Raw genomic sequence first — 24,042 nt, 5'->3', positions numbered from 1 at the left:
CGTCTAAATAATATATCGACGGCAGGTCCCTAACTGTTTAGAGCATTTTTGAATTTTCCCAAAAAAATATTGCATTTCTCTCAAACTGCTGATTTTGACTGTAAATAGGTTAGCTGTACACTACAAAACCCGGGACTCTCACACAGCCCCGGGCGCTCAATACCTCTATATGTGATTTATTAATCTTGCTTACCTAATCCTCTCAGCCGGTGAATCAAGGCATTAAGATCAGATTGCTGAGGGGCAGCAGATTCACGATTTGCCTCTTGAATGGAAAGATAGACCTCTTTACGAAAGATATCCACATGCTTGGGCGCCGAAATACCTACTTTAACTGTATCACCATCCACACTAAGAATCGTGATCTCAATCTGATCCTGAATGACTATAGTTTCACCTTTTTTACGGGAAAGCACTAGCACATCAGCCACCATCCTTTCCGTCTGCTGCCGGCTGCTCCTGAAGCAGAATATGCTTGGTATGATAAGTTCGGCTATGAATCACAATCTGTTTACCTATCCGGTTAGCCGGATTGAACACGATTGGAGCCAACAGATTAATCGTTGATTGATCTGTTTTTTCATGCAAAGTAATAATGGACCGAATAATAACCTCTGATTCAATCTTCAGCTCTGCAGCCTCTTCGTCCGGCAGTTCAAACTCATAGCCCGGATAAAAGTTAAACGGATCCGTGAGCAAGAAGGAAATCCCTTGTTCTTTAAGTGATTGCAAGACCCAGAACGGCGTATCTTTAAGTGTGATTAATGCAAAATCTGTTTCTTCGTCAAAACCTGGAATGCCTTTGGGGAAATGATACAATTCTTCTTCACTCACTTCAAGTCTGCCCATCGACAATGTTTCTATAATCAATTGACTCAACTCCTAAACATTTTATGAAATTGGAGTGATATAGAAAAATGGCTATAGACGCGCACTTAGGCACATCTATAGCTCAAATACTATATCTGCATATTAATGTCCGGCGGAATAAATTCCACAGAATTATACTGCTGCATATAGATATCCAGTTTTCCGCGGGTGTACTCGATCTCCGGTTCATGCTGAGTAACCTGTATATCTACATTGGCGGCACGATAACTGATTCGCGGTGCCTGTGATTCGAAACGGACCTTCACATTATCGTAAGAAGCGGGGCCGCACGGATTAGGAAAGGAGTTAGGCTTTGTATCAAAACCATAAACTTCACCAATAGAATTACCGGGCTTAAAAAACTCAGACATCCGGTTGCCCTGCTCGACCCTTCTGGCAATTGCCTGCAAGTATAATTGCTTGATGCCCGAATAGATGCGCCCGTTCATTTCAAGCACCGTACCTCCGTTATAGGCGGCGTGAGCCTGCTTCTGATCTATTAGAAGCTGTGGCCGCGACGACTCCACACTTAATTTCCCGGGTGTAGTTGTAATAGAAACTTCAGCTTTGGGCTGGGAAATGGAATATTGACCGGGATCAGCATCAATACCAATAACCGCTGGTGTCTGTCGAATTTGCAGAATACCCTGCATCAGCGAGTAGCACCTCCGTTATCTGATGAAATCTACGAGTGTAGTCGAAATAATCTTGGCTCCTACAGAAAGTGAAGCATTATATATATTCTCTTGTATCTTCGAATTCATAATCAGTTCTTCGTAACTTGCATCCTCAGTTTTAGCCTGAAGCTCACTAAGGTTGGTATTAAGATCACTAAGCCTTTCCTGCATCAGCTCTACCCGGTTAGTTTTTGCACCAACCTCAGAACGCGCAGTAAGGAACTTGTCCAAACGGGTATCAACATTAGCTAATTGATCCGATACCGCAGTAATGTCACCTGACTTCAATGCGCTAGAAATACTATTAATGATATTAAAAATATTATCCGCATCTGAGGAGTAGCCAAATACATCATTTCCGTTTTGGCTAATCGTTAGCTGAACCCCTTCACCGACAACATATTGGATCTGGCCTGGATCTGTAGTAATAGCCTTCGTTGTGTCAAAGGTTCCGTCTGGGCCCTTAACAAAATCAAACGGCTTAGCATCATATTGCTCACCGTTAAAAATATATTTTCCGTTAAGCTTGCTGTTTGCAATATCAACAAGCTGCTCTTTAAGCTGCAGTACTTCTTCATTAATACTATCTAAGGCTGACTGAGGATTACTTCCGGTCCCTGCCTGTACAGTAAGCTCTCTTAGCCGCTGAACCACATCGCCGGCCTGTCCCAACACCGTATCATTATAATCAAGCCAGGAGAGCGCACTATCCACATTTTTGGTATACTGCTCGTTAGATGATATTTCAGCACGATAGCGTAAGGAATAGGTAATACCTACAGGGTCATCCGAAGGCTTGTTAATTTTGCGTCCTGTCGACAGCTGCAGCTGCGTATCATTCATCGTACGGGCATTTCTGTTCAAATTAAGCAGCAACTGTGAGTTCATCATATTGGAGGTTACCCTCAACATCAGTTATTCCTCCTTTTATCTGCCGACTGTGCCGGTACCGTTAATGAGTTTATCAAGCATTTCGTCGTAAGTAGTCATGAAACGTGCAGCTGCGCTATAAGCATGCTGAAATACAAGCATATTCGACATTTCTTCATCAAGGGATACGCCGCTCACCGATTGGCGCCGCGAGTTTACTTGTTCAACCAGATAATCTGAATTAGTAGCTTGCCGTGTAGCTTCTTGTGACTGAATCCCAAGCTGCCCCACCATAGAAGTGAGATAAGAACCAACCGAACCTTTCTTGGTACCATCCGGCGAAACAAATGTCGTGTTATCCTTCATATTACTGAATAGAGTGGCCAGAAAGTTATTCCCTTTAACTACTGCACTATTACCAGCACTATCCGTGGTAATCCGGAGGGATGTTGCAAACAAATTAGGGTTAGCAACAATTTCTGAGTTCAGTCTGATATTACTTGCAGTAATTGTCTCCCCAGCCACAGAAGGTGTAAAAAAGGCACGTCCTGAACTGCCATCCAATGCATAACCCAGCTGATGCAGCCCGTTAAGTCCCTTTACGGTGGTCTTTAGATCACCAGTTAGCGGGATAGGAACTGCTGAACCGGCAAGCAGAAGTGTCTTGGTTCCATCTGAGTTTAGAATTTCAGAATCCTTAAGTACCGTTGTGCCTGCTGGAAGTGTGGCACCGGAAGGAATTGTAACTTCAACCTCGCCATTAGCAATGGTATTGGCCATATCATCCAGCTGTTTTTTGTAGTCTGCGACATAATTTTTACTTGAAAAGATCATACCGTACGCTTCGCCTGCTTTTAGATCTCCGGAGGCATAAGCATTATTGAGAAACGCACTGTCAACCGTTGCAGCTACTGCACCACCCTGAACAAGAGGCTGCCCGCCAAGGGAAATCGTGTATCCTGCATCAGTATCAAGAACCGTGACATTAATAATTTTTGAGAGCTTATCTGTCAACAGATCCAGTTGATCACGCAGATCGTTAGCTTGGTCTCCCATACCTTCGATTTTGTAAATGGACTGGTTTAAGTCTGCAATAGAGTTGAGGTAGCTCTGAATCTCTTTTCCCTTAACATCAATGTTGGTATTAAGGTCTTTGTCCAGGTTCTCTAACTGGGTGCTCATATAGTTAATGGCATCTGTAAGGGATTGTGCGGTCTGTACCACAATCTTCCGGGCTGTAGGGTCCTCTGGATTCTTACTTAGATCAGACCAGGATTTCCAGAAGTTATCAAGAACTGTTCTGATCCCTGTATCCGAAGGCTCATTAACAATTGCTTCAAGTTTATCCAAAGTATCTGATTGAATGAGCCAGTTACCGCTAGAGGCATTCTCGCCGCGATACTGATCATCAAGAAACATTTCCCTGATCCGTTGAATCGAGGTGAACTCCACCCCTGTCCCCATTTGGCCGGGTAATGTAGAGTTATTGAGTCCATATGCTTCAATAGGTATAGCTGCTTTCATATTCACACGCTGGCGGGTATAGCCTTCTGTATTCGCATTAGCGATATTATGTCCTGTTGTATTAAGTGCAGCCGTCTGGGTGAACAGGCTCCGTCTTGCCGTCTCGATTGAATGAAATGTGGATGTCACTGCTTATTCCTCCCTATGATTGCTCCGGCACAACGGACTGCAGGCATGCTGCACCTATCCGCGTGCGTCAAAAAGACCTGGCCGATTGCTGCTGTATCCTTTATCGGCTGGATGATGATACGTAAAATCCTGGTTCGGTCTTCCGACAAGCAAATCCAGGGAATAGTCTATAAATGTAAGCGACTGCTCGATCAGTTTCTGATTCAGTTCATTAGCTTTCTTTAAGCGGTGAAGCGTGTCAGAAAGCTTATGCTGGATCTGCTGCAGACGCGATTTGTCTTCGGGATCAAATACAAGCCGGGACAGCTCAGTCAGATTCAGGTTTAGGTTGGAGCGTATGCCCACCCCCTGCAAAAAAGCAAAAGCTGCCTCTCCGCGCTGCTCTTCGAGCTGTCCTATCAGCTTCATCAGCTTAGACTCTCGGTTCATAATATCGATCAAACCGTCTACCTTGTTGTCCATAATCGTCTGTTTCTTGACAGCGGCCAGATCGAGCATCTGCAGATGCGTGTCGTCCAGCCGCTCAAGGAGTTCTAGTAAGTGTGTTAATGCCATGGATGGGTTCACCTAATTCCCGGAGGTTTGCTTGAAATAGGGGGCGAGTGTGTCTGCGAGTTTGGCTGCGTCAACCTGGTAGGTACCTGCGGATACTTGCTGTTTCAGGCTCTCAATCTTGCTGGCACGGTCAGTGTCAACTTTACCGCTGTTCTGCGCCTGCAAAAGCTTAATTGCTTCATCAGAAATGGAAACCTCATCCTTACGTGTGCTCTTCTTGACTTGATCCAGCCGCTGAGCTTCCGCACTGCGCTGATATGGGTTAATGGGGTTGATTCGTCCGGTCTCGTTAATTTTCATAACTTCCACCTTCCTTTTAAAATAAAAAAGCCGATAATCTTTACTAAGTTTATCGGCCTTTATTGAATCAATCTTTATAGCTGAAAACGTTTTTTCCAAGTTTTTATTAATTCCGGAACTTATCGACGGCCCGGTAAGCGGATTTATTTCCACTTTTAGGCGTTTCATTAGCAGCAGCAGCTTCGGCTGCCGCCCTATTCAGGTCCTTGCTTAAACGGGACCGGCAGTTGTCACACATATGTCCTTCGCGGATCAGGGTTCCGCACACTTCACAAGGCAGCATCATATTGGGTGCATTCGCTATAGAGATCCGGCCTTCACGGATAAACCGGGTGATCTCTTTAATAGAAATTTCAGTAGCATCGGACAGCTCCTGAATATTGGTCCCCCGATTCTTGCGCAGATATTCTACACATATCTCATATTGGTGCTCAAGCTCTTTAATACAGGGCTGGCAAAGCTCCATAAGATTTTTGACATATAAACGGCCGCATCTCGGACAATTGTCTACATTCATTTCACCCGCGGCTCCTTCCCTAACATTTTGTGCATTGCTTAATCAACTTATGCTTAGATTACATGATTGCAAACGCTTAGTCTATGATTAGTATCGGCGGGAGAAGTAATTTGATTATATTGTAAGATCAAAAAAGTGAAATCACTCTTAAGTGTTATACTATTTATCCCCTTAACGGATAAACAGAACTTACGTAGATTGAATATCATGAACGTGCCCAGGTCAGGCTGTATATATCAGCCTCTATTCCATAACCTGCACACAGAAGCCGCACCGCTCCGGCGCAGGCACGGATGGTACTTCCGGTAGTGTAAATATCATCGATAATGATAATCTGCAGAGGCCGGCCGGAAGCTTTTACTGTAGACAACCGGCTGCTGAATTGTATGTTAACCTGCTCATCCGGGCTTACGGCAAAAGCATCCTTCATATCCGCAATACGCTCGGCCCTGCTTTTAAAGCTCTGTTTCGCAGTGTGCTGCGTACGGATGAGCAGCGGAAGCTGCGGAATTCCTCTTAGCCTGCTCAATATATCTGCCAGACGCTCGGCCTGATTAAACCCCCGCTCTGTAAGACGCGAATCCGAGACAGGTACAGGGACCAGCAGATCAGCCTGCCATTCAATGGTTAGATTGGCTGTCTTTCGCCGGAGAAAATGATATTTGTTCTGCTTTTCCGTTGGGACCTGTGGAGGGTACTGAAGATGTTCTATGTAAGCTTTCAGCTGCAGGTATGCGCTATCCAGCATCTGCCCCAGCAGGGGCGCAAGCCGTTCGTGGCCCCTATACTTATAACGGCCAAGCAAATCCCGCATAACCGGCGTATAGGCGACGGCACTCCGGTTACACACAATCGGGGCGGATTGTCCGCTCCGGCTGCAGTCCGGGCAGCCGACGTGGCGGCCGCATTTGTGGCAGCGGGGACGGCTGATCCACGGAATACCGGCTTCACAGCCGGCACAAATACCGGGCAGTCTTGCTGAAGGCCGGCTGTTATGGCCGCAGATTAAACAATGGATGCCGGCCGGGGCTAACAAGGAGCGGATACCTGCTAACCAGCCGCTTAACGGAGTCACTGATGTCCTTCCCCCTTCAAATAGCCCTGTCTGCGGGCAATGGTATTCATGTTACGGATCTGGGCAATCGCCTTGCGCTGGGAGCGGGTCCATTGCGGGGACAGGAACATCACCGTACCCGCAGGATCCTCCTTGGAGCGGCCTGCACGGCCGGCCATCTGCACGAGTGAAGCCTCATCAAACAAGCCGCTGTCGGCATCGAGAATATAAACATCGCTGCGCGGAACCGTCACTCCCCGTTCAAGAATGGTTGTCGTAACCAGTATTCTAATCTCCCGCTCACGGAAGGCTACTACTTTGGCAGACCGGAACGGATCTTGGGAAGAGGTGCCTTCAATGCAGACTTCAGGAAAAACCTGGCGAAGCAGCACCAGCACCGGCTCAATGTGAGCAATACGCGCCGCAAACAGAAATATCTGCGCGCCCCGCGCCAGCGATCTGCGCAGCGCCTGCAGTAATCCTCCCGGCAGGCTTCCGCGTCTAATACATAAATGTACCGGATTCATAGCCAGGTGCTTCGGCACAGGCAGCGGATGTCCGTGAAAGCGCACCGGCACTCTGGCATGAGGCAGCCTGCCGAAGCTGGCCTGCCGCTGCAGCTTGCGCGGCGGCGTTGCTGACAGGAGGATAAACACGCCGTCCCGCTTGCAGGCTTGTCCGGCCGCAAAAGCCAGCATTGGATCGTTGTGATACGGAAACGCATCAAGCTCGTCGATAATTACCAGATCAAAGGCCTGGTAGAAACGCAGCAGCTGATGTGTTGTTGCAATGGTCAGCTGTCCCGGTATCCACCGGCCGGGACTGCCGCCGTAGAGCACGGCCTGGGCTGCTGCAGGGAAGGCCCGCGCCAGCCGCGGGGCCAGCTCCAGCACGACGTCGCGCCGCGGCGTCGCCACCAGTGCCCGCCCTCCGGCGGATAGCACTGCATCCAGGAGCGGGAAGGTGATCTCCGTCTTCCCCGCTCCTGTCACCGCCCAGAGCAGGAACCGCTCTGGGCCCCGACCGGCTGCGCGCTTTCCCCGCGCAGCCAGAAACCCCAGTGCAGCCCCGGCGGCTCCCGCCTGGGCCGCACTTAGCCCCCACCGGCGTGCCGCTACGGTGGGGCTGGCACCGGCCGCTGCGGCGCGCACGGCCGGAGAAGCCGCGCTGCGGATCAGCAGCGCGCAAGCCCGGCTGCGCCCGAGTGCGAGGCAGGCCTCGCAATAGGCGCAGCAGGCAAGGCCGCACGCAGCGCAGGGCGTGCGGCCCGTGGGGGCGCTGCCGCAGCGCAGGCAGCGCATATCTGCGCGGCGGCGGGCAGCGCCGCGCCGGAGCAGCTGCGGCAGGCGAAGCGCTGTCCGCACCACGCCCAAGCGGGCGCCCGCCCAGCCCTCAGTCCGGCTGCCTAAACCGGATGCTACTGCCGCCCCAAGCGTAAGCCTTCCCTGCAGATAAGCAAGCTGGGCAGCAGCCATCCATTGTTGTACTGCATCTGCCGCCTGTTCCTCCAACAGTGCTTCTACCTCATTCTGCAGGAGTGAACGGCCGGACAACATGGATACCAGAAGATCCGCTGCCCTGCTGAGATTGTCCAGGTATACCGGGGTTCCGGCGTTTTCCCCTGTTAAATGCATCCTTCCAGCCCGCCCTTCGCCGTCCTGCAGATCAGTAAATCCAGGCACCTCGGCTACTTCCTTAAACCAATCCCCGATCAGCATACCTCCGGCGATCTCCTCTTCCCGCAGCTCCGGGTTAAGTACAGCCTTCATACAAGCATGCCAGCTTCTGGCTGTCCACTTCTCCATAGCAGAGTGACTTCCAACGTGCTCCCACAGCTTTACAGCCCAGCCAAGCGGCAAGGATTCAGAGAGCATTACCATCCTTTCCGCCGGCATATGAGTCTGCCCGCCCAGAAAGCATCCGCTCCACCATAAACGGTCAAGTTCCGGACACAGCGATAGGCACAGCTTCCAGCGGCCTCCTGCTTTTACTGTATAGACACCGACCCTCATGATAACGGCCCCTCTTCCCTCTGAAATATAACAACACAAAAAAACACACTCCCCCATTGCCGGAGAGTGTGCTTCACCCGTTGCTTGCGTATTCCGTTAATATTCGTCTCGCGTTGATTGTGATCCCCCGCTTCCCTGTATCCGCAAATCGATAACAGTCTGCTGCTGAGGTTCGGGACTATCCTGAAAACGATACAGCTGCAGCAGCGGCATGAATTCAATGACAGAGCCGCTCTGGGCTAGTCTGACAGCTACAGCCACAGTGCCGTCCTGGGATTCATCATCCATCAGAGTCACCTTATACGTTCTGCCGGCCCAGAAAGCCTGCCAGGCAAACATCCGGACATAACCCTCAATTACCGCCTCATGATTACGGGTAATGAGAATATAGTGAAGCCGCCTGCTGAACCGTCCGGCAGGCCGTGTACGCTCCCGGCGGTGCAGAATGTGAACGAGCGCTGCTGCCGATGCATACACAGCCGCAATCCATATTAACTGGGCTACCATGGAGATGCACCTCCTCTTATACCGACACTATATGCCGGCGCTGCGAGGTCGGTGAATGCCCAAGGCCCTGCGGCCTGGAAAGCCCATTTATATTGCCGATATCTGATAACAGGTTAGGGTCAGACAGCCTATGTGCGGGTAAATATATAAATCAGCGTTTTGCAAAATTCGAATATAACTGTACTGAAACAATACGCTGGCAGGACGGGTCAGGTATGCCTGCCGTTATGTAATGTTGTTCCGGATCATTTGGATTCTCCAAAACGCTCAGTTAACGTTATCCCGTTATAGGGTGACCCAGCCGTATTTAATCGAGTTGATTACAGCCTGTGTACGGTCATCAACTTCCATTTTCTGCAGAATACTGCTGACATGGTTCTTGACGGTCTTTTCACTGATGAAAAGATATTCCCCGATGTTTTTGTTGCTTTTGCCCTCTGCCATCAGCCGCAGCACCTCTGCCTCACGGCGGGTCAACGGGTTATTATCGCCTGCAACGAACTTCACACCGGCTTCCTTAACCGGAGTTTCGGCCATTGCGCCGGTCTCATTCAAGTAAGTCATACGGCGCAGCTGGTTAATTAGCTTGCCGGTAACCTTCGGGTGAATGAAGGCATGCCCTTCACAGACCGAACGGATTGCATTAATCAGCGACTCTGCCTCCATATCCTTCAGCAGATAACCGTTAGCACCCTTGCGCAGCGTTTCAAATACATAGCTCTCATCATCATGTATGGACAGAATAATGACCTTAACATCCGGGAACATCTCCCGTACCTTTTGTGTAGCTTCAACACCATTCTCAATAGGCATATTGATATCCATCAGAACAATATCCGGCTTGTTAACATTACAGAATTCAAGCACCTGGATACCGTCTCCGCATTCACCGATGACCTCTATGTCATCCTCCATATTTAAAATCCGTTTAAGTCCTTCGCGAAACAACTGATGATCATCGGCCAAAAGAACTTTTATCGGCAATTTACCTGAGCTTTGGTTCTCCATCACATTACTCCTTCCCCTTCTCCACATTCGTCGGAATGTGAATTACGATTGATGTTCCCTGATTCTCTGCTGACTCTATTTCCATTCTGCCTTCAAGCAATTCAACACGCTCCCGCATACCGACAAGCCCAAAGCTTTCCCGGCTGCCCTGCTCGCTTACCTTCTTTACATTGAAGCCCAGGCCGTTATCCTTCACAACAATTTTGATCAGCTGCGCCTGATAAGTAATTTCCACCAGAACATAGCTGGGATAAGCGTGCTTGGCGGCATTGGTCAACCCTTCCTGCACAAGACGGTACACGGCTGCTTCCATGGCGGAAGAAAGCCGGTGCTCCTTGCCTCTTGTTTCAAAGGTGGTACGGATCTTGGTCTTCTCTTCAAAGTCGTGGACATACTTGCGAAGTGTCGGAATCAGTCCAAGATCATCCAGCGCCATCGGCCGCAGATTAAAAATAACCTTGCGCATCTCTTCCAGACTGTAACGGACCTGTCCCTTTAAGTCTATTACTTCGTCCTGTACCAGCCCGAATTCCTGCTTTACCAGCATTCTTTCTACAATTTCCGTCCTTAGCACCAGATTTGCAAGCATCTGAGCAGGACCGTCATGAATTTCCCGGGCAATTCTTTTGCGTTCCTCTTCCTGGGCCAAAATAATCTTTAATCCGATCAGCTGCCTGTTCTTTGCTGTCTCGACAATCCGTGACACTTGTCCCATTTCTCCGGCCAGATAATCAATAACAACACTCATTTGTGAACCGATTGATTCCGCACGCTCGACTGAATTCTCAACACTGCGGACCCGCAGCTGCAGTTCATCCCGCCTGCTGCGCAGATAAATTTCCCGCTCCCTTGTCATCATAAGCTCAAGCTGCAGCTCGGTAGCCTTCTCATAAGCAATCCGGATATCCTTCTCCGAATAGCGGACGAAATCACGGCTGACCTCGGTCAGCCGGATTCGTGAGCGGTGGTATTGAAGCTCCAGCTTATCAACCTTTTGCAGTGTTTCATCCGTTTCTTCCATAACCCTCTGCAGTTCTTTGGTGAGTGCAACAAGCTCGTCCCGGGCAACATGCATGATTTCAAATATTTGATACTTGCTGCTCTCCATCACGTCGATGGTATTCCTAATGACGCGATCTATCGCATCGGCCTGAAATTCCACGGATGCTTGCCCCATTTCTATCGAATCGTATTAAAGGCTTTCCTTTATACTAACATATCACGATTCGATGGTTACGGTCTTCGTTATCTGTTCCCATTTTACGGTCAGTCCAAGCTGCTCCGATACGAGTCGAAGCGGTACTAAAGTCCTGCCGTCTAGGATCAAAGGAGCTACTTCTGCACTCTGGCGCTTCCCGTTCAGTACATATTCCTTTTTACCTACAGTCAGATCGAGTGCCTTTGAGCCCCGCAATACCATGATTTTTTTGGTGCTCTGATCCCAGGCTGCACTTCCGCCAAAGACATCCACTACATATTTAATCGGCACATAGGTGGTACCATCCTTCACGATCGGAGCAACATCGATTGCTTTTTTGGTCCCGTTAACCGTCAGGGATTTTGAACCGATGACCATTGAGGCAGCTGCCTTCGGAAGTCCGGCTTCACTGGACAGCGATGGCATGACAAAGGAAATATTATCAAAGCCTACGGTACCTGTCTTGGCCCGCTCGTCTTGGCCTTCCTCCACATTGACTACATACACCCTTTTTAGAGACGCAGGGAATTTAATGCCTGAGCCGCTAAGATCAATGTTCAGGCTCTTCCAGCCGTTCCAGTCGATCACCTTAGCCAGATCAATGTATGCTGTTGTCCCTGCATTGTCCACAACCTCAGCCCTCAGCCAGTTAAGGCTCATATCCCCCATAACATCAAGCGACATGGAGGTCGCCGCTGCCGGAATGTTTTTTCCGGCGGTTCCGTTGAACTGGGCGTAGGCGTACATTTTCCCGCTGCCGGCAGTCATGTCATAGCTGAGTGACAGCACCTTGGAGCCTGTACGTTCCGCAGAACCGGCTGCAACCGCCGCACTTCCTTTAACACCCGCTGCATTCGTCGTGAAGGCAATCGGATAGCTCACATTCTCAAAATCCTCCCAGGCTGTAGCAGCTGCCGTGGACAAAACGACTGCTGTGCTGAAGCCGTCATACCGGGCGATTGCATAGCCTGTCGTAACACCTGCATTGACCGAATTAACGGTAAGCTTTCCGTCCTGTACACTGCCGTTAAAGCCGACAAACTCCCATTTCAGCGCCGAAGCCGGTACAGTCAGGGTTGCCCCGCTTTTAGAGACTGCTGTTACTGGAACCGATACCGTAGCGCCTGCTGTCAGAGGAGCTGTTGCAGTACTGGCAGACAGACTCGCGAGGTCGTCGCCCCCCAGGACCGTTATCTTGGTCGAGGCACTGGCCGTGCCGCTTGTGGCGGTCAATGTTGCTGTTCCTGGCTTGACTGCAGTGGCTGTACCTGCACTAACTGCCACGCTGCCGTTGCTCGAGGTCCAGGCCGGGTTAGCCGAGGCCACGTCTATCGGATTATAATAGGTATCATAGCCTTTGAGGGTATAGTTAGCCTTCTGTCCGATCAGGATCACCGGGCTGCCGCTGATCTTGATTCCCTTTACCTCGCCCTGCGGGGCTGACGTATACACCCCGAGACCATTGACAATACTGCGCTGTTCTGTGCCGTACTCTGTGTTAAAGGTCAGCTTCGTCGAGGTTTCGGCCAGCGGGCGGTCTACCATGGTTGTGGAGCCCCCTCCGTCCAGATTAAGCCCTTTCCAGACGCCGATGCCCGTCATAAAGGATTGAAGCTCGGTCAGTGACATGCCTGCACTGTTCGCGTTGTCCTCAACTGCAATCATGTAGACATAACGGCCGTCCTGCGAATACCCTACTGCTGTACGGGCCCGGTACCCGCCGATACTGGAAGTTGAACGCGAGAAGGTTGCTGCCTTGCCGCCATTGACCAGAATGGTATGTCCGCCAATCATCATCTGCAGACTGGCAGGATCAACGGATTGCTGTGTCGTCTTGGATTTTAGGGAGTATACGCTGCTTAGCTTTTGGCCTACGGCGAGATGGGCTTTGACGAACTGTGCCGCCAAACCGTGTGTCCGCAAAATATAAGCACCCTCCGGTACAGCCATCGGAAGAGCTGCATCCAGTGAGATCTGTGTAATAGTATCATTCTGCACCAATACCTCGGTAGGCGTTGTAGAGCTGTTCTTAGGCCGGTCCAGTGCGGTCCATGCATCTGTATAAATGTAGGCAGCGTTGGCATGACTGTAGGTGGAGCTGCCGCCCTCAGGGCTGTAAGCCCCTTTATTGATGCCGGAGATCGGGAATTGGGCACCGTCTTCCGCCGTAACTAAGCCTTCAAATGTGTATTCATCAATGACAGGCTTACGGTCCTTAGTCACTGCAAAAGCATACATACCCTCCAGCTGCGATGGCGTAGATACCACTACCCCGCCCGAAACCTGACCGCCAATCGGAGCACCCTCGCCGCCGGTATTGAAGTAATCTCCGTTGATAGCCGCTACTGCTCCGGTCTCCGCAGCCATACCACCGGTGCTCTGCCGGGTAGTCAGATTGCCGCCCTTACCAGTCATTACATCGATAGAAACGTAGGGATTATTCAAATCTACACGGATGACATCTGCCAGTCCGGTGGCACTTTTGCCTGAGCGCAGCGCGGTAAATTTATATTTCATCATCATAGCCCCGGAGGTGATTACTTCCTCACTCAGCTTAGTAAGGCTAAAAGAACTGGCTGCTGCTTTAGCAACAGGCACGTTTCCTGTTCCCCATACCTGCAGTCCCTCACTTCCGATTACCGGCATAATCCAGAGCACACCGGCTAATGATGCGGCAACCCAGCGTCTGGTCTGCAGCATACCCGGCTTTTTGTCACTCTTCCCCATGAAATCTTTACTCATTTCAGCATAACTCTCCCATCTCTTTTTTTATAATTGCACTGTCATATATTCATTTGTTATGAAATCAAAAAAAAAGACTCTGTTTCCCCTTTACTATTAAATAGACTGAAATTATTACGAAAAGTTGCGAATATTGCTAGATTCCTCCCTTTCTGTAACTGGTTAAATAACTTCTATAATCACAAAAAAGCCCCGCATTTCGCGGGGCTTTCATTTTTAAAACCAAATCATTTTAAAGGTATCCTGCCATATTCAGCATACGCTGCAGCATAACGGCAGCTTGAGCCCGGGTGGCATTACCCTGCGGCTGGAATTCCGTTGTGGTCATACCCAGAATAATCCCCTCCTGCACCGCTTTGGCAACAAACTCGGCGGCAGCATTCTGGATCTTATTCCGGTCCTTAAATGTACTTAGAGCGTTAGCAGCGGTTCCTCTAAGGGTAATCGGATTCTTTGTATACTCCATTGCACGGATAATCATAATCGCCAGCTGTTCACGGGTAATATTATCATTAGGCCGGAATGTACCGTCTGTATTCCCGGTAATGATACCTGCCTTGGCTGCAGCACCGATGTAATCCCCGGTCTGAGTGGAAGCCTGCACATCTCTGAAACGCTGCGCTGTTTCCCGGTCACCCAGCAGTCCAAGACCTCTGCTAAGCATAACTGCGAACTCAGCCCGTGTAATTTTTTGCTCCGGCTTAAAGGCAGTGCCGTAGCTGCTGTCGATAATATTTTTGGCAGTAAGCAGAGCTACAGTCGTGTTCGCCCAATGCCTGCTCATGTCAGTAAAGCTTCGGGTGGACAGGAATGTACCGACAACATGATTACCTTTTGTGCTTGCCCGGATAATGGTATAGCTTCCGGCTGAACTGATCTTTGTCGGCAGATAGGCAGCATCGTAATAGACAAGATCCAGTCTGGCTGCCGAGGCCTGATCACTGTTTAACGTTGCCGTTGTCCGTACAGAATACTCACCCGGGGCACTAATTACGGTACCGCTTGAGTAATTTCCGCTTACTACTGCACTCATTCGTATATCCATCAGGCTTGTTACCGTCTGAAGCCCCTGCGTTTTAAGCTTCTGCTCAAAGGGTGTATACGTGCCTGAAGGAACCTTTTCCAGACGGATGACAAGTGAGATTGTGCTGCTGTCTGCAATCAGGCTTGCAGCAAGACTGTTCATATTCACATCATCCAACGCCAGGCTGTAGAGGTTATCCCCGTAGCGGATGCCAAACGCCGATTTGCTGTTGCGGTTAACAGCATCCAGGAGCGGCTTCAGCGGAACGGAGACATATGCGGCCTGCTCTGTCGCAGGCACCTCGAACACGAGGGACGGCGTGCCCAGCTTCTGTAAATATTCATAGCTTGCAGTCAGGCGGTCAGCAGTGAGCATATACCGTTTGGCAGGCTGGTTATAAATGGAGCGGTCATCTGATGCAGTTGCAGAATCCGTTTTGAGCAACGGGTACTCCTTGCCGAATTCACCGGCAGCGAGAATGCCCAGATAGGACGGCCGGCTTGCTGTTGACACAGCCGTTGTTCCCGTTAAGTTCTGGACAGCAAGAGCTGTAAAGGAAGCCAGTGCATTTCCGCTAAGATCAAGTATGCTGCCTGCTCCTGTCATATAGGATAAATCAACGGTTTGACCTGACTTGACAACGGTGGACAAAACCAGCCTGAGCGTTGATCCTGATATGTTGAAGGTTTGCACGCCCACATTGCTCCCGTCCACCCGGACTGCGAATTGGCCCGTATACAATGTTGAGCTGGCTTGCATGCTTTTACTGAATGTGACCGTCAGTTCATCTCCTGTAACGATTGCGGAGCTGATATTCGGTACTGTTGTTGAAGTACTGCTCCCGGAGACAGAAACCGGCTGGAGGTTGATATGAGCCGCCCTGTTCCCGTTCAGGTCTGTAATGCCTGCGGTTCCAGGCACATAAGAGACAGTAGTATAGCTGTTTGCAGATAGTGCATTCTCTACAGTAAGCGTTACTTGAGTTCCGCTGACCGATACATTAGTTACGTAGTTCGGCGTACTGCCTACCAGTACCGAATACTGGCTGACCATCGGCAGATTGCCGGAAGAGAGTCCCTCGTTATAATTAAGAATAATTTGTTTACCTGATCCCGATGCACTCTGGTAGACAGGCGCTGTAGTATCGCTGGTATTACGGATATAAAAATCACTAAAATTGGCTATATTCTGGCCATATGAATCCTGGAGCGGATAAGAGCCGGCAATATAGGTCACACGGACACTCTGCCCGCTGGATGCTACATTGTTTAAGCCCAGGGTAACAGAAGCTCCGCTGGAGCTAATGGAGTTAACGCCCAGTGAGACACCGTCTGCATATACATAGAACTGGCTGTATCCAGCAGCAACAGCTGCCCTCAAGGAATCGTTAAAGTTCAATATAACCGTTTTTCCGGATAGCATTCCATCCTTTGGTACCGGCAGTACAGACTGGACGGTATTCGTTACCTGCCTTGATGAAAACGTACTTGCTATGTTACCGCTTAAATCCTGAATGTTTCTTAACCCCGAGCTGTATGAGATTTTTATAATCTGTCCGACTGCTACCCCAGTACTGAGCGTAACATAGACACTGTCTCCCTGAATGTAGGCACTATCGATGTTACGTTTTTCATCATTGACCGTAACCGAGAAGCTGCTCAGCATCAAAGCTACTCCAGAATTGAGCGCTTCATCATATTTCAGACGGATAGTACGGTTATTTTCAAGCACTGCGGAAGAGAGCAGCGGAGCTGTTTTATCCAGAGCAACTGTTTTGAAACTCCAGGCATTGCGGCCGTTAATCCCCTCAAATGGATTGTTATTGAAGTCCGCAAATGCTCCTTTGGCGATATCAATGTAATACGTTGTATCGTTATCCAGTGCAGCAGAAGGAACAATAGTGAATTCTTTAAAATCCGTACTTCCGGTCACTGTAACTGCAAGCTTGGTTCCGTTGCTTTTATAGAGGGCTACCCCGCTTGCTGATTCTAAAGTAGTCGGCTGAGTGAAAATAATTTTGAATGGCTGAGTGATTCCTACAACCTCGCTGCGGTCAGGAGGGCTAAGTGAGGCAACATCATAGCCGGTCAGCGTAGTTGTAGTGAAGGTCCATGAATAAGGTCCGGAAGCGGGAAATACGTTGCCGTCCTGATCATAAAAGGCGCCCTTCGGAATAGTAACAGTATACTGGGTATTGTTTAGTAGCGGACTCGCGGCTGAAGCTGCAGCCACAGTAATAAACCGGGTTCCCCCGCCCGTAACAGCCCCTGAATTCACATTAAAATATCTGGCATCCGCCGTATTACCCGGAGATACCGTAATAACACCTGTGGCAGGCATCATAGGCTGGTCAAATGTGAGCTGGATGCCTGCCGTTACCGAAACCGCACCTGCCCCGTTTGCCGGAGATACCGTTATCCCCGGTACAGCTGCTCCTTTTACTGAAAAGCTCCAGACATTCCCCGTAGAGATTCCGGCAAAGGATTTATTATCATCATCTTTGAGTGCATACGGATCAATCAGCACATAGTAGCTGCTGCCGGCTGTGAGCCTGTTTGATAAGGTCAGCGTTACTGTTGTAGTCGATGTAGAAGCATCATTCAGCAAATAGGCATACGGTTCGCCGTCCCTCAGTTTAAACTCCTGCACCACAGAATTATCCGCTGAAGCCATCAGCCTGATTGACCCGCCACCTTTTTGCAGCTTCTTGTTCAGCTTTATGCTCAGCTGCGAAAGACTGCTATCAACCCGTGAGTAGTTGGCTGGAGCATAATCGGTTGCGGTAATCGATGTATTAATGGAAGGCGCAGTAGTGAATGTTGACATGGCCGCTTGTGATTCCAGCCCCAGGCTATCCTTGAACATTCCTTTGGGCACATTCACGGTATATGTCTTGTTGAATTCAAGATCCTTGCCCAATTTGACCTGATACTCCATTGAACTGCTGATTAACCCTGCACTCCCCACAGGAATGGTAACATACGGCTCACTCGTACCTTGAGCTGTAACCGTAATATTACCGCTTTGCGGACTTACCAGCCTGTCAAAGCTTAGCTTGATGCTAGAGCTGACATTTACATTTACTTCTCCCTGAGCCGGGGAAATTCCGACGTTAAATTCATTCGCGGCATATGCCGTCTGGCTGCCAATTCCGATGGACGGGTATCCGGTTCCAAGCAGCAGGCTGCCAGTCAGAATGAGTGCCGTCCAGATTGAAATTTTTCTTTTCATGCGGTAAAAAACTCCTCTCAAGCCATACTTTCTCGTCTGCATACATATCCTTATATTTCGGCTTATCCGCTTCCAAAGTTTAGAAGAGCCGCTTTATTCCGTGTTCCGGATATTCACTTTATTTCAAAACAACGCAAAAAAGCCCCCAGACGGTTAGCCTTCTACGAATAGAGGCATTGTTTGAGGGCTTGTCTGCTTTGTCTAAAAAAGTCTAAATTCCGGCCTCTGCTCTGAGCATATCAGCCTTATCTACACGTTCCCAAGGAAGATCTACATCTGTACGTCCGAAATGTCCGTAAGCTGCAGTCTGTCTATAAATCGGCTTGCGCAGATCCAGCATGGAAATAATGCCGGCAGGACGAAGATCGAAGTTTCTGCTGATCAGCTCAGCAAGCTTTTCTTCACTGATTTTACCTGTTCCGTATGTATCCACATTAATCGAGACAGGATTTGCTACGCCAATTGCATACGCTAATTGAATTTCACATTTGTCGGCCAGTCCGGCAGCCACCAGGTTCTTGGCTACGTAGCGGGCAGCATAAGCAGCTGAACGGTCTACCTTAGTTGGATCTTTACCTGAGAATGCGCCTCCGCCATGACGGGCATAGCCGCCATATGTATCAACAATAATCTTGCGTCCGGTTAAGCCGGCATCCCCTTGAGGCCCGCCGATAACAAACCGTCCTGTCGGATTAATAAAGTACTTCGTATTCTCATCAAGCAGCTCAGCAGGAACAACCGGAAGAATAACATGCTCTTTAATATCTGCCTGAATCTGCTCAAGTGTAATTTCCTCAGCGTGCTGAGTCGATACTACGATAGCATCAACACGGACTGGCTTTCCATCCTGATACTCAATCGTAACCTGAGTTTTGCCGTCCGGACGCAAATAGTCCAAAGTGCCGTCTTTACGGACTTCTGATAAGCGGCGGGCAATCCGGTGAGACAAAGCGATCGGCAGCGGCATCAGCTCAGGAGTCTCATTAGTTGCAAAGCCGAACATTAATCCCTGATCACCGGCGCCGATATTAGCAGTCTCTTCAGCAACCTGCGCAGGATCACGGTTCTCAAGTGCGGCATTAACACCCTGTGCGATATCCGCAGACTGCTCATTAAGCGAGCTCAGAACAGCACAGGTATTATAGTCGAAGCCAAATTTAGCACGTGTATAACCGATTTCTTTGATAGTATTGCGGACAATAGATGGAATATCAACATATTCCGATTTTGTGCTGATCTCACCAATGACAAGCACAAGACCGGTTGCCACAGCTACTTCACAGGCTACACGGGCATTGGGATCATTGGCCAGGAAAGCATCCAAAACCGCGTCAGAGATCTGATCACAGATTTTATCCGGATGTCCTTCCGTTACGGACTCAGAAGTAAACAAATGGCGTCCTTTAATAGACATGCACATCAACCTCCCATATGATTAGAGTCTGACACTGTATAAGGGGGCTCCTCAGTAAATAACAGGTCAAATCAATATAAAATTACATAAATAATAGCTGCCGATTCAAAAAATGAACCTTTTCCGAATGGAAAAGGTTTAGAGCTTTCCTCAAAAGCCATATTATCTTATTTGCCGGATGGTGTCAATTAAAGGCAAGAACCGCTGTAACAAGCAGAAACGGTTGCGCCCTGCCGCATAAAATGAAACCAAACTTCTTATCTTTTTAGAAAAGAGACTGCTCAGCCTGCTTTACAAGCCTCTTTGTAATTTCTCCGCCTACAGATCCATTATCTCTGGAGGTTAGATGACCCAGATACGGGGTCCGTCCAACTCCCCCCGAACCTCCGAGCGAACCCAGCTCAGAAGCAAATTCAGTATCTGCCCCGCCCCCGTATGAAGCTCCATACAGCCCGAATTCTGCTGCAATTTCATATTGCATTTGTTTCAGCATTGCCCGGCTTTCAGGTACAACTGTGCGGTTAGTACGTGCCATGATACAGCACCTCCTGATTTGTTTTAAGATTACAGGAAGTATTGTGCGCCCGTATCATAGCTTTAAGTCTGATCAATGATTGTCAGGTGTGGGAAAGAGTTCTTGGAGGTATGAAATCGATCATACCGGGAATCCTTATTATTATTAGGCAGAATTTAAATTTGTTATTTCAGGGTATATGCTCCGCGTACCATTACAACCAGCCCCAGGGTTTGGCCCTCTTGAACAGTGATGCCTCGTCCGTCACGGGGGAAGGATAATAAATGATTGGAAGGTGCAGCTGTTCCATTAAGAAGATCAGCACCTGCCGTAAGATCTGCAACACCGTTGCTGTCCTGCGAGTAGATAACAGCTTTACCTGCACGTACAATAAATTCAGCTCCAGCCCCGGCGATTAAAGTCTGGCCTGGTTTGACATCAACGATCTCTACAGCCTCTCCGCTCTGAACAGGTGCCGTTGTCGCTACCGGTGCAGACGTAGCTGCAGGTGTTGCAGTTGCAGCTGGTGCTTGAGTCGCTGCTGTGCCTCCGCCTTGCAGAGCCTTTTGGATCTGTTGGTCGACATAGCTTTTCGTAACGACCGGATCATCCGCAGTGCCCGGCTGTGACCCTACGCTAGCGCCGTCAGCAGTAACATTCAGTAAAGAACCGGCCCATAAGCTGGCAGCCAATACGCCTGTTGCCACACTAATTTTCCATACTGTTTTCATTAGGCGTCCTCCTTTTGTATATAAAAAAAGAATAGCCTCCGAAGAGGCTATTCTGTGCTTCGTTGGAGAAGCGAATTACTTAGCTACAGTTACAGTAACGCTGTTGTCGATAACATTGGAAGATCCGTCAGTGATACCGGATGCGTCAGCGATCTTAACAGTGATGTTACCAACATAAGCTGCGCTCAGATCTACAGCGCCAGCGCTAGCAGATGTATAAGCAAGGATTTCTCCAGCTTGAACGCCTGATTGACCGTTAGTTTCGAAGTACAGTACATCAGCACCGTTGTAAGTGCCTTTCAGTGCGGAGATGCTCAGGAAGTATCTGCTTCCGGAACCGGAAGTTACAGTTACAGCGCCCTTAGCTTCAACACCGTTGATTGTTACTACGAAGTTACTGCCAACTGGAGTGCTAACGTTCTCGGAGAAGTTAACAATCAGTCTCTTCGAATCGTCAACAGATACAGTAGCGGATGCCAGCTTAGGAGCAACGCCATCTACCAGTGCAACACCTTGAGTGAGCTTAGGTGTGATAGTGTTACCTACGGAATCCTGAATACCAGTGATCAGGAAGTCATAACCCTTGGAATCAGTAATTCCGCTTGTTGGAATGTAAACCTTAACTACCAGGTTTGCACTTGCAGTGCCGCTGTAGTTAGTAGTTACATAAGAACCAGCTGGAAGAGCTTTTGCATCCAGAGTGTAATTGTTGATGTTAGTAACAGTGCTAAGGTTCAAACCGTTAGCATCCTGAATTGTGTAAGTGATGATTTGGTCGTTAGGGTTTGTTGCTTCAGCAGCACCGCGTGTTGGGTTGCTCACGAATACCGGTTGGCTGGAATCTGTAGTAGTTGTAGCAGTGATAGCTACAGCGTGTACAGAAGTAGCATTACCGTTCTTCTGTGCAGAAAGGTCTTTAACCAGTCCGGATGGCAGACGCAGTGTGTAGTTACCTGTAGCAAAACCAGTAACGTTAGTGAATGTTACAGCACCGTCGCTGTTTTTGTAAGTAGCCGAAGATACAGTTACTGGAGTGGATACGCCAGTTGCATCGTTGATCAGGGTGAAGCCAGTTCCTGTAACATCAACTTTTTCGGAGAACTTAACAACCAGACCAGTGGATCCATAAGTTACACTTGCTACAGTTGGAGCAATAGTGTCCTTAGTGAAAGTAACAGCTTGAGTTGAAGTTGCTGTTGTAACGTTACCCAGAAGGTCTCTGATACCAGCAGCTACTGTAACAGATCCGTTGAATACGCCGTTAGTCCATACTGGAGTAGCAACTGTAGTCAAAGTAAATGTTTTGTTGTCGCTTCCGGCAGTAGGAAGCAGCGCGCCTTGGCTAACACCACTAGCGTTCAACAGAGTGAATACACCGTGCAGGGAGTTGATATCAACAGCTTTGCTGAATACAACACTGATTGTGTTTTCACCTGTAACTGCGAAGCTGGAAATTGTAGGAAGTTCTACATCAGCTGCAACTGTTACTGTTGTTGCAGTTGGGTTAGGCGTGATGTAGTTACCAGCGAAGTCTCTAACGTTCAGGAAAGATACGTTATAAGTTTTGCCAGTAACCAGAGTTGTAGAAGTAGTCAGGATTACTTCACTCAGGGAAGAACCGGTAGTTGCAGGAGCAGCTACGCCGTCAACATAAGCGATAGTACCAGCTTGAACTGGCTCGCTGAACTTAACAACAACTTTGTTAGTAGTTGCTTTAGCTGTAGAAGTTACAGAAGTAATTGTAGGTGCAACAACATCAGCTACAGTGATCAGCTGGGTGTAAGGAGTCAATTCAGCACCAGCGTCAGTCTTAACGGCCTTAGTTACAGTAACTGTATACTGGCCTTTGAAGAATTCGCTGCCTGCTGGAGTCAATGTCAACTCAGTTTTGTCAGAAGACAATACTGCGTTTGCGCCGTTGATGCTAACTGGCTCAGCACCAGTCAGTGTAGTAACAGCGATATTGTTATCAACCAGTGTCTTGTCGGATGCGATTACTGTATCAGCATCGATAGCACGGTTGAACTTGATAACCAGCTGTTTAGCGTTAGGTGTAGTAACGGATACAACCTTAGGAGCTGCCAGAGTTACCTTAGCAGTGTAGTTGTGACCATTGTTAGCGAAGTTGATTGTAGTTTCAACACCTTCAACCAGAGCAGTAGTCAGCGTTACAGTTGTAGTTGTTTTGTCAGAGAAAGTAACGAATACGCTAGTTGGGCTCAGCGCTTCAGCGGATACTACAGTTGCAACTGCAGTCAGGTTGTCAACTGCATAAGCTGCTTCTACTACCAAAGAGCGGGTAGCGTTAGCTTTGAAGCTAGTGCCTTGTGCAACCAGACCAGCGTTGATAACTGCTTGAGCATAGCCCTTAGCCCATGCGGATGCGGAGTTATCAGTTGTAGCTGGAGTTTCCAGTTTCAGAGCGCGGAACAATACAGCCGCTACTTCTTCTACTGTTACTTTACCGTTGTAATCGAAGATACCTTTAACAGTATCTTTACCTTGCATCAGGTTAGCTGCAGTAACAGCTTCGATGTAAGGAACTGCCCAGTTAGTAGCTGTGTAACCTTTGTCGTTGTAAGACAGTTTACCAGTTACTTCAGTCAGGCCGAACAGCTTAGTAACGATCTTAGCGAACTCAGCGCGAGTAAGATCTTTTTCAAGATGAGCTTGACCGTCTGGGTAGCCGTTCAGGATACCTTTAGCAGCCAAAGCGTCGAATTTAGCTTGTGGAGTTGTTGCAGTTTCACCAAATGCTACAGAGGCAAACATCGAGAATGCCATTGCTGTAGATAATGCTACGGATAAAATTTTCTTCATAACCTTTTTTTCTCCTCCTTGGACATTCATGAACTGAGATTTTTCTTTAGTTGGGTAGCTCATGTCACTCATTAGCCGATGCACCCCCTTTCCCGAGTTGAGCATATTAAGTATAAATAATGTCTGTGACGGGTATCACAGAAACTTGTAACCAGTTTTAAGGCAGACTAATACTAGATTCCTAATTCTACCTAAGTATTATACAATGTGCCTCTAGTCACGTAAAGCTAATTTTTCCATCTGGCACTGCCTGAACCTTTCAGCTCTTTACCGCAAATGCCCGGTGTAAGTGACTCTACATCTTAAACGCAGAAGTTTTCGAAAAGTTGCGCTTCGTTCAAAAGT

At 48.7% G+C, this 24,042-nt stretch carries 19 protein-coding genes; all 19 read right to left on the bottom strand.

Features of this window, described 5'->3' with window-relative positions; all coding sequences use genetic code 11:
* Positions 1-179: 179 nt before the first annotated feature.
* A complete protein-coding gene (gene csrA / locus BN3772_RS00555; protein WP_042195662.1) occupies positions 180-422 on the bottom strand; it encodes a carbon storage regulator CsrA in 243 nt (80 codons plus the stop codon).
* A 1-nt stretch (position 423) separates the two neighbouring features.
* Positions 424-870 carry a flagellar assembly protein FliW gene (fliW, locus tag BN3772_RS00550; protein WP_042195536.1) on the bottom strand — a complete coding sequence of 149 codons (447 nt, stop codon included), beginning with the start codon at positions 868-870 and terminating at the stop codon, positions 424-426.
* A gap of 89 nt (positions 871-959) precedes the next feature.
* On the bottom strand, positions 960-1,523 hold the full coding sequence (locus BN3772_RS00545; RefSeq protein ID WP_042195534.1) for a DUF6470 family protein: 564 nt from the start codon (positions 1,521-1,523) through the stop codon (positions 960-962).
* 18 nt (positions 1,524-1,541) lie between these two features.
* Positions 1,542-2,459 (bottom strand): flagellar hook-associated protein FlgL, encoded by a 918-nt coding sequence (gene flgL, locus BN3772_RS00540; RefSeq protein WP_042195532.1) that lies wholly within the window; start codon positions 2,457-2,459, stop codon positions 1,542-1,544.
* Positions 2,460-2,474: 15 nt separating this feature from the next.
* Positions 2,475-4,070 carry a flagellar hook-associated protein FlgK gene (gene flgK, locus BN3772_RS00535; protein WP_042195530.1) on the bottom strand — a complete coding sequence of 532 codons (1,596 nt, stop codon included), beginning with the start codon at positions 4,068-4,070 and terminating at the stop codon, positions 2,475-2,477.
* Between the two features lie 54 nt (positions 4,071-4,124).
* Entirely contained in the window at positions 4,125-4,625 is a 501-nt protein-coding gene (locus tag BN3772_RS00530; RefSeq protein ID WP_042195528.1) for a flagellar protein FlgN, read from the bottom strand.
* Positions 4,626-4,637: 12 nt separating this feature from the next.
* Positions 4,638-4,925, bottom strand: a complete 288-nt coding sequence (gene flgM / locus BN3772_RS00525) for a flagellar biosynthesis anti-sigma factor FlgM (RefSeq protein WP_042195525.1) — start codon at positions 4,923-4,925, stop codon at positions 4,638-4,640.
* 106 nt (positions 4,926-5,031) lie between these two features.
* Positions 5,032-5,442, bottom strand: a complete 411-nt coding sequence (locus BN3772_RS00520) for a TIGR03826 family flagellar region protein (RefSeq protein WP_042195523.1) — start codon at positions 5,440-5,442, stop codon at positions 5,032-5,034.
* 205 nt (positions 5,443-5,647) lie between these two features.
* Positions 5,648-6,517, bottom strand: coding sequence for a ComF family protein (locus BN3772_RS00515; RefSeq protein WP_042195521.1), 870 nt, complete (start codon positions 6,515-6,517; stop codon positions 5,648-5,650).
* The gene (locus tag BN3772_RS00510) at positions 6,514-8,508 is read right to left on the bottom strand and encodes a helicase-related protein (RefSeq protein WP_042195518.1); all 1,995 of its coding nucleotides are present in this window, start codon (positions 8,506-8,508) and stop codon (positions 6,514-6,516) included. Before BN3772_RS00510 ends, BN3772_RS00515 begins: the two co-directional genes overlap by 4 nt.
* A 96-nt stretch (positions 8,509-8,604) precedes the next feature.
* On the bottom strand, positions 8,605-9,015 hold the full coding sequence (locus BN3772_RS00505; RefSeq protein WP_052380313.1) for a hypothetical protein: 411 nt from the start codon (positions 9,013-9,015) through the stop codon (positions 8,605-8,607).
* A 285-nt stretch (positions 9,016-9,300) separates the two neighbouring features.
* Positions 9,301-10,023: a response regulator transcription factor gene (locus BN3772_RS00500; RefSeq protein ID WP_042181281.1), complete on the bottom strand. Its 723-nt coding sequence runs from the start codon at positions 10,021-10,023 to the stop codon at positions 9,301-9,303.
* Between the two features lie 4 nt (positions 10,024-10,027).
* Positions 10,028-11,185 (bottom strand): sensor histidine kinase, encoded by a 1,158-nt coding sequence (locus BN3772_RS00495; protein WP_042195516.1) that lies wholly within the window; start codon positions 11,183-11,185, stop codon positions 10,028-10,030.
* Positions 11,186-11,242: 57 nt separating this feature from the next.
* Positions 11,243-13,963, bottom strand: a complete 2,721-nt coding sequence (locus BN3772_RS00490; protein WP_209443600.1) for a stalk domain-containing protein — start codon at positions 13,961-13,963, stop codon at positions 11,243-11,245.
* A gap of 232 nt (positions 13,964-14,195) precedes the next feature.
* On the bottom strand, positions 14,196-18,218 hold the full coding sequence (locus tag BN3772_RS00485) for an Ig-like domain-containing protein (protein WP_052380312.1): 4,023 nt from the start codon (positions 18,216-18,218) through the stop codon (positions 14,196-14,198).
* Positions 18,219-18,429: 211 nt separating this feature from the next.
* Positions 18,430-19,632 (bottom strand): methionine adenosyltransferase, encoded by a 1,203-nt coding sequence (metK, locus tag BN3772_RS00480; protein ID WP_042195513.1) that lies wholly within the window; start codon positions 19,630-19,632, stop codon positions 18,430-18,432.
* Positions 19,633-19,897: 265 nt separating this feature from the next.
* On the bottom strand, positions 19,898-20,167 hold the full coding sequence (locus tag BN3772_RS00475; protein ID WP_042181287.1) for an alpha/beta-type small acid-soluble spore protein: 270 nt from the start codon (positions 20,165-20,167) through the stop codon (positions 19,898-19,900).
* A 164-nt stretch (positions 20,168-20,331) separates the two neighbouring features.
* Positions 20,332-20,877 (bottom strand): hypothetical protein, encoded by a 546-nt coding sequence (locus BN3772_RS00470; protein WP_042195511.1) that lies wholly within the window; start codon positions 20,875-20,877, stop codon positions 20,332-20,334.
* Between the two features lie 75 nt (positions 20,878-20,952).
* Entirely contained in the window at positions 20,953-23,769 is a 2,817-nt protein-coding gene (locus BN3772_RS00465) for a beta strand repeat-containing protein (RefSeq protein WP_157643515.1), read from the bottom strand.
* Positions 23,770-24,042: the final 273 nt, after the last annotated feature.

The sequence above is a fragment of the Paenibacillus camerounensis genome (assembly GCF_000723885.1).
GTDB classification, from domain to species: Bacteria; Bacillota; Bacilli; order Paenibacillales; family Paenibacillaceae; genus Paenibacillus_AQ; species Paenibacillus_AQ camerounensis.
Note: the sequence above shows the minus strand (reverse complement) of the source record. Positions and strands in the feature narration are given on the sequence as shown.